Origin of the sequence: Saccharopolyspora sp. NPDC002686, from assembly GCF_040295745.1 — a bacterium.
GTDB classification, from domain to species: Bacteria; Actinomycetota; Actinomycetes; order Mycobacteriales; family Pseudonocardiaceae; genus Saccharopolyspora; species Saccharopolyspora oryzae.
The window spans coordinates 1-6,132 of sequence record NZ_JBEOVY010000419.1; the positions used below are offsets into that span (position 1 = coordinate 1).

7 protein-coding genes are annotated in these 6,132 nt (G+C 70.8%); 3 read left to right on the forward strand and 4 right to left on the reverse strand.

The window, feature by feature from the left end; all coding sequences use genetic code 11:
• Nucleotides 1–221: 221 nt before the first annotated feature.
• On the reverse strand, nt 222–1,613 hold the full coding sequence (locus tag ABTZ89_RS34295; protein WP_351052688.1) for an MFS transporter: 1,392 nt from the start codon (nt 1,611–1,613) through the stop codon (nt 222–224).
• A 64-nt stretch (nt 1,614–1,677) separates the two neighbouring features.
• Between ABTZ89_RS34295 and ABTZ89_RS34300 the strand changes: the two genes are divergently transcribed.
• Complete coding sequence (locus tag ABTZ89_RS34300) at nt 1,678–2,436, forward strand: ArsR/SmtB family transcription factor (RefSeq protein ID WP_351052691.1); 759 nt, start codon at nt 1,678–1,680, stop codon at nt 2,434–2,436.
• A gap of 21 nt (nt 2,437–2,457) precedes the next feature.
• Here the strand turns inward: ABTZ89_RS34300 and ABTZ89_RS34305 are convergent, their stop codons facing one another.
• Genes ABTZ89_RS34305 through ABTZ89_RS34315 form a run of 3 tightly spaced genes read right to left on the reverse strand, consistent with a single transcriptional unit; the run spans nt 2,458 to nt 4,472 of the window.
• Entirely contained in the window at nt 2,458–2,868 is a 411-nt protein-coding gene (locus tag ABTZ89_RS34305; RefSeq protein ID WP_270947177.1) for a RidA family protein, read from the reverse strand.
• A gap of 37 nt (nt 2,869–2,905) precedes the next feature.
• On the reverse strand, nt 2,906–3,127 hold the full coding sequence (locus ABTZ89_RS34310; RefSeq protein WP_270947178.1) for a hypothetical protein: 222 nt from the start codon (nt 3,125–3,127) through the stop codon (nt 2,906–2,908).
• A 10-nt stretch (nt 3,128–3,137) separates the two neighbouring features.
• Complete coding sequence (locus ABTZ89_RS34315) at nt 3,138–4,472, reverse strand: phenylacetate--CoA ligase family protein (RefSeq protein ID WP_270947179.1); 1,335 nt, start codon at nt 4,470–4,472, stop codon at nt 3,138–3,140.
• 230 nt (nt 4,473–4,702) lie between these two features.
• On the opposite strand from ABTZ89_RS34315, the gene ABTZ89_RS34320 reads away from it, so the two are divergent.
• The gene (locus ABTZ89_RS34320; RefSeq protein WP_351052696.1) at nt 4,703–5,581 is read left to right on the forward strand and encodes a fumarylacetoacetate hydrolase family protein; all 879 of its coding nucleotides are present in this window, start codon (nt 4,703–4,705) and stop codon (nt 5,579–5,581) included.
• Nucleotides 5,574–6,011, forward strand: a complete 438-nt coding sequence (locus ABTZ89_RS34325) for a cupin domain-containing protein (protein ID WP_351052698.1) — start codon at nt 5,574–5,576, stop codon at nt 6,009–6,011. The genes ABTZ89_RS34320 and ABTZ89_RS34325 overlap by 8 nt, the downstream gene beginning before the upstream one ends.
• The last annotated feature ends 121 nt before the right edge of the window (nt 6,012–6,132 follow it).

Here is a 6,132-nt window from a genome sequence, read left to right on the forward strand (position 1 = left end):
GGCTCGAGGTCACCGACACGATGAGCGAGAACATGCTCGAACTCCTGCTGCGCGAGCTGGAGGTCGACCAGCACGACGTGGTGGAGGTCAAGGGTCGGGGTGCGGGCCGAGGAGCTGTTCGCGGACCTGCGCGCGCGTCTCGCCGGCCCGGCCCGCGAACACGCTGTTCTGGTGCTCGACGGCGCCGAACCCGGTGCGGACTGAGGACGAACCGCAGGGGGTCAGTTCGGGGTTCCGGCCGGGAGGAAGCAGACCACCGAAGCGACGAGGAACGCTGCTGCGCCTGCCCACATGAGGATTCCCACGTGCTGGGCGAACCACGGCGCTGCCGGTGTTCCGGCGACGGCGCCGAAAACGGCCACCCCGATTGCTCCGCCGGCTTGCCGGGAGGTGTTGCTGGCGCCCGATGCGGTCCCCGGCGAGCCGGGAGCGGAACGCATGGCGGCGGTGACGATTCCCGGTGTGAGGATGCCGATTCCGGTGCCCCACGCGGCCAGCGAGCACAGCAGGGCCGGATAGTCCACCGCGTCGCGGATGGTCAGGGCCAAGCCGGTGAACCCGGCGACGGCGATCAGCAGCCCCAGCGCGCTGGTCCGCCAGGAACCGAACCTGTTCGTGAGCTTGGCCGAGACCGTGCCGAGCAGCGGCAGCGGTGCCATCGCCGGCAGCATCACCAGGCCCACCGCCAGCGGGCTGAGCCCGTGAACGGTCTGGAAGATCTGAGTGAGCACGAACAACGCGCCCTGCACGCACAAGTTCATCGTCGCGGCGATCCCGCACGCGATCGCCAGGGGGCGCCGAGCCGCCGGCGGAACGCGCAGCAGGGGTTGCTGTGCCGCCCTTTCGACGTGCCACAACGCAACCCCGGCGCACACCGCGGCCAGGAGCATCGCTCCGCCGAGCGCGGAATTGCCGGGCCCCTGGATGACTGCGGTCACCAGACATCCCAACGCGACGACCAGGAGAGCCGTGCCGCCCCAGTCGACACCGCGTTCCTCTGCTGGTCGAGGCGTTCCAGCTGCCGAAGTGAGCACAGCAGCCGACGCGAGGACGATGATCGGGACGCCGAGCCAGAACACGGCCCGCCACCCCGCTGCCTGCACGAGCAGTCCGCCCACCACCGGGCCCGCCGGCAACGCCGCACCTCCCACTGCGGCCCACAGCCCGATCACTCGGGCGCGGGCTCGCTCGTCGGGCGCTGCCTGCGACAACATGGCCAGCGTTCCCGGCAGCATCAGGGCCGCGGCCACGCCCTGCAACGCCCGGCCCACGATCAGGACCGCGATCGAGGATGAAAGCGCGCAGGCGATCGAGGCGATGCCGAACCCGGCGAACCCGATGACGACCAAGCGCCGATGACCGAGCCGATCACCCACCGCACCGGCCGCGAGGAGCAGCGCGGCCAGCGGAACGGTGTAAGCGTCCACCTCCCACGCCAGCCCGGTCCCGGCGTGGAGGTCCGCGTCCAACCGCGGGAGCGCCACGTTGACCACTGTCACGTCGAGGAGCACCAGGAAGTAGCCGGCGCACAGCCCGATCGTCAGCGGCCAGTTCGTCCCAGCGCCTCCGCTCTGCGGAGTCGTTCTTGTGGTGTCGTGTGCGCTGCGGTGCATGCCCCGATCCTCGCGGCGAAAAGCTTCAGCCCGGGTCGAAACATTTCGCACCTACCATCGGGGCATGGACGCTCCGAGCTCTCCGGCGGGCGAACCCGACATCGCGCACGTCGCCAGCGCGTTCGCGGACCCGAGGCGCACCCGGGTGCTCATGGCGTTGGCCGACGGCCGAGCCCTGCCCGCCGGGCGCTTGGCCGAAGAAGCCGGTGTGGCCGCGTCCACCGTCAGCAACCACCTGGCGATCCTGCTCGACCACCACCTCGTGCGAGTCGAGCAGCAAGGACGGCACCGGTACTACCGGCTGGCCAGTCACGAGGTCGAAGGCGTCTTGGAGGCGCTGGCGCGGCTCGCGCCACGCACCCCCATCACCTCACTGCGCCAGCACACCAAAGCGGGCGCACTTCGCAACGCGCGAACTTGCTACCGCCACCTCGCGGGACAGCTCGGCGTCCACGTGTTCCAGCGGATGCTCGAGGCAGGCTGGATCACCGGCGGCGACGGACGCCACCGTCCCGAGATCGCCGGAGACCGGCTCTCCGCACCCGGCAAAGGCGGCCAGTACCGCCTCACCGCCCACGGCGCGGCAGCGCTGGCCGAATGGGGCCTGCCGACCAAGGCGCTCGACCAACGGCGTCCCCTGCGCTACTGCGTGGACTGGACGGAACAGGCCCACCACCTCGCCGGACCGCTCGGCACCGCGCTCACCAGCAGGCTCTTCGAACTCGGGTGGATCAGCCGCGGGACCGTGCCCCGCAGCGTTCGGCTCACCCCAGCCGGCGAGGCCGGGATCGCCGCCATCGGACCGACGTCGGCAACGGCATGACCAGCGGCGACCGGGCGGAGTTCAGGACGGGATGGCGGCGACGGCTTCGATCTCGACGAGGGCTTCGGGCTGCCACAGCGCGGTGACGCCGACACCGGTCATCGCGGGGTAGGTGCGGCCGCACAGCTCCTTCCACACCTGCCCGATCTCGCGGCCGCGCGCCTGGTAGCCCGCGACGTCGGTCAGGTAGATCCGCACGGACAGCAGGTTCTCGGGGGAGCCACCGGCCTCGCGCAGGGAGGTCACCACGTTGCTCAGGGCCCGGCGGAACTGGTCGACGATGTCGCCGTCGACGATCCGGCCGTCGGCGTCCAACGCCGTCTGCCCGGAGAGGTGGACGGTGTCGCCCCACCGGACCGCGTGCGTGAAGCCCGAGGGCTTGGCCAGTTCAGCCGGGTTGACGTGCTGGATCGACGAGGTGGTCGTGGACATGCGGAGTTCCTCTCGCTGGATCGGAGAACGGGGGTGGTCAGACCGACAGATCGGTCAGGTGCTCGTAGCAGAGGCCGAGGTCGGTGATCGTGACCGCGACCGGGGCCAGCGCCGCCCGGAGGTTGGCGGCCGCGCACGGCGGCAGGTCGCGGGCCAGGGCGGCCTGGATGGCGCGGTAGACGTCGAGGATCGCCTGCTCGTCGTCGGCGAGCGGCCGACCCAGCAGATCCGTTCCGCCGCGGGGCGTGGGCGTGGTCATGGGCGTCTCCTCAGCTGGTGGGGCGCAGGTCGGTGAGCCGGCGGGCCTTGAGCTCGGGGCGCGGGAGCTCGCCCGGTGCGGCGCGTTCGAGCAGGAACCGCAGGCCTTCGTGCGCTTCGGCGAGGTCGATGCCGAGCTTGCCGGAGAGCAGTTCCCAGGCGGCGTCGTCCACCACCGGCGACGGTTCGAGGAGCAGCCGGATCTCGTCGCGGTCGCCGCAGCGCTCGATGCGGATCTGGAACTCCTCGATCTCGGGGAACCGGCGCACGATCGACTCCACCGCGCCCGGGTAGACGTTCGTGCCCCGGACCAGCTTCATGTCGTCGACGCGGCCGATGATCCCGCCCTCGTACAGGTCCCACGTCCGCCCGGACGACGCTGCGGTGTGCGGCACCTTCACCACCAGGTCCGCGGTGCGGTAGCGCAGCAGCGGCGTGGTGCTGCGGCCGAAGGAGGTGCAGACCCGCTCGCCGCGCTCGCCGTAGGGGACCTCGCGGCCGGTGTCGGGGTCGATGACCTGCTCGATGAAGTGGTCCTCGATGATGTGCGAACCGCCGGGCTGCTCGCTCGGCTCGAACATGAAGATCGTCGAGACCTCGGTCATCCCCGCGGTGTCGAAAGCCTTGGCGCCCCAGCGCTTCTCGATCAGCGCCTTGGTCTCCTTGATCGCCCCGACCGGTTCGCCGGAGAGGATCACCGCGCGCACCGGCCCGCCTGGCAGGTCGATGCCGAGGGCTTCGGCCTCCTGGGCCAGCCGGAGCGCGTAGGTCGGGGTGGACGCCACGACGGTCGCGCCGAAGTCCTGGATCTGCTTGACCCGCTGCGCGGTGGTCTGCGCGCCGCCGGGGATGGTCAGCGCACCGAGCTTCTCCAAACCGTTGTGCAGGCCCCAGAAACCGATGAACGAGCCGTAGCCGAACGCGACGTAGCCGATGTCGTGCGGGCGCACCCCGGCGCCCCACAGCGCGTAGCACCACATCTCCGCGGCCCAGGACCAGTCCTTGCGGGAGTCCAGCGCGCGCAGCGGCGTCTTGCCGGAGGTCCCGCTGGTGGTGTGCATCCGGATCGCGTTCTCCGGGCCGGTGACCGGGAGGTCGCCGTAGGGCGGGAGGGCGTCCTGGCCGGCCATCCACTCGGCCCGGGTGAGGAACGGGATCCGGTCGATGTCGGCCCAGGTGCGCAGCTGGTCGGGGTGGAACCCGGCTTCGGCGAAGGTGCGCCGGTAGTGCGAGCTGCGGGCCTGCGCCCACTCCGCCACCCTGCGCAGCTTGGCCAGCTGCAGCGCCCGCAGGTCTTCGCGGGGCATCAGCTCGGTCTTGGGATTCCAGAAGAGTTGATCTGCCATCGCCAGCCCTCGTCCCGGTATCAACGCTAGGCACGAACATGCCGTGTCTGTAACGGCGGTAATGAGAGCATGATTCGCAGTGCGGGACAAGGATTCTGGCCGACTAGTTCTTCCGAGCTGTGTTGTGCGAATACGCCGATCGGTCCAGCGGAACAGGCGCTCTTGTGCCCGCTGGAGAGATTGTGCTTTCCTGTCGATCGTCATAGGAACGACATATTTCTGGAGTGGGGATGCGGCTCGGAACGGCTCGGGTGGACGGCGCGACTCGTGCCGTCGTGGTCGCGGAGCGGAGCGTCGTGCCGCTTCCCTTCGCCGATGTCGGCGAGCTGCTGGGGCACCCGACATGGCGGGACATCGCCGAGAGCGCTCTCGCCGGAGCCCCGGATATGCCCGCTGACCTGGACCTGGCCCCGGTGGTGCCCCGCCCGTCGAAAGTCGTGTGCTGCGGGCACAACTACGCCGGGCACATCCGCGAGATGGGCCTTCCGGTCCCGCAGCACCCGACCCTGTTCGCGAAGTTCGCCGACACCCTCACCGGGCCGTCCGACGTCGTGACCGTCCCGGACTGGGCGGAAGGCCTGGACTGGGAGGCCGAGCTCGCCGCCGTCGTCGGGGCGCCGCTGCACCGGGCCACCCGCGCCGAGGCCGCCGCCGCGATCGCCGGGTGGACCGCCGCGAACGACCTGTCGGTGCGCAGCTGGCAGCGCCACACCGGGCAGTGGCTGCCCGGCAAGTCGTTCGACCGCACCACGTCGCTGGGCCCGGTCCTGGTCACCGCCGACGAACTGGACCCGGGCGCCGGGCTCGCGCTGACCTGCCGGGTGAACGGCGAGGTCGTCCAGCGCGGCGACACCGCCGACCTGGTCTTCGACGCCGCGGCGCTGCTGTCCTACATCTCGTCCTTCACCGCGCTGGCACCCGGCGACGTGGTGCTGACCGGCACCCCGGCCGGTGTCGGCGCCGCCGAGACCCCGCCGAGGTCCCTCGCCGACGGCGACCTGGTCGAGGTCGACCTCGAAGGCGTCGGCGTCCTGCGCACCCCGATCCGAATCGAAACCACGCGCCGGGACGCGAATCCCGGCCCGGCAAAGGAGGTTCCGCATGAATGACGAGCTCGACCTCGACTCCGTCCCGGTCGTGACGCGGGCCGGGCAGGAGGACACCGGCACCGGCCAGTCCGGCGGCGCGGTGCGGATCTCCGGAGTCTCGCCGCAGCACACCCCGGCGACGAAGATCTGGTACGGCAAGGTCTCCAACGAGCCCGGCTACCGCTCGCTGCCGCACCACCACGGCGAGGCCGAGACCGGCGGTTACGTGCTCAAGGGCACCGGCCGGATCTGGTACGGCGAGAACTACTCGCAGTGGATCGAGATGACCGAGGGCGACTTCGTGTTCGTCCCGCCGTTCATGCCGCACGTCGAGGGCAACATGAGCACCACCGAGGAACTCGTGTGGTTGACCTGCCGGACACCGGACAACATCGTCGTGAACCTCCCCGAGGTCGACGACTCGATCCTCGAGGGGTACCGCCGCGCATGAGCACCGAGCAGACCCCCATGCCCGAGGCGACCGCCCGCTCCAGACTGCCGTTGCCGCACCGACGTGGTCAGCGCGGCCATCAGGTCGTCGGGGGTGATCGAACCCGCATCGCGGTGCCGGG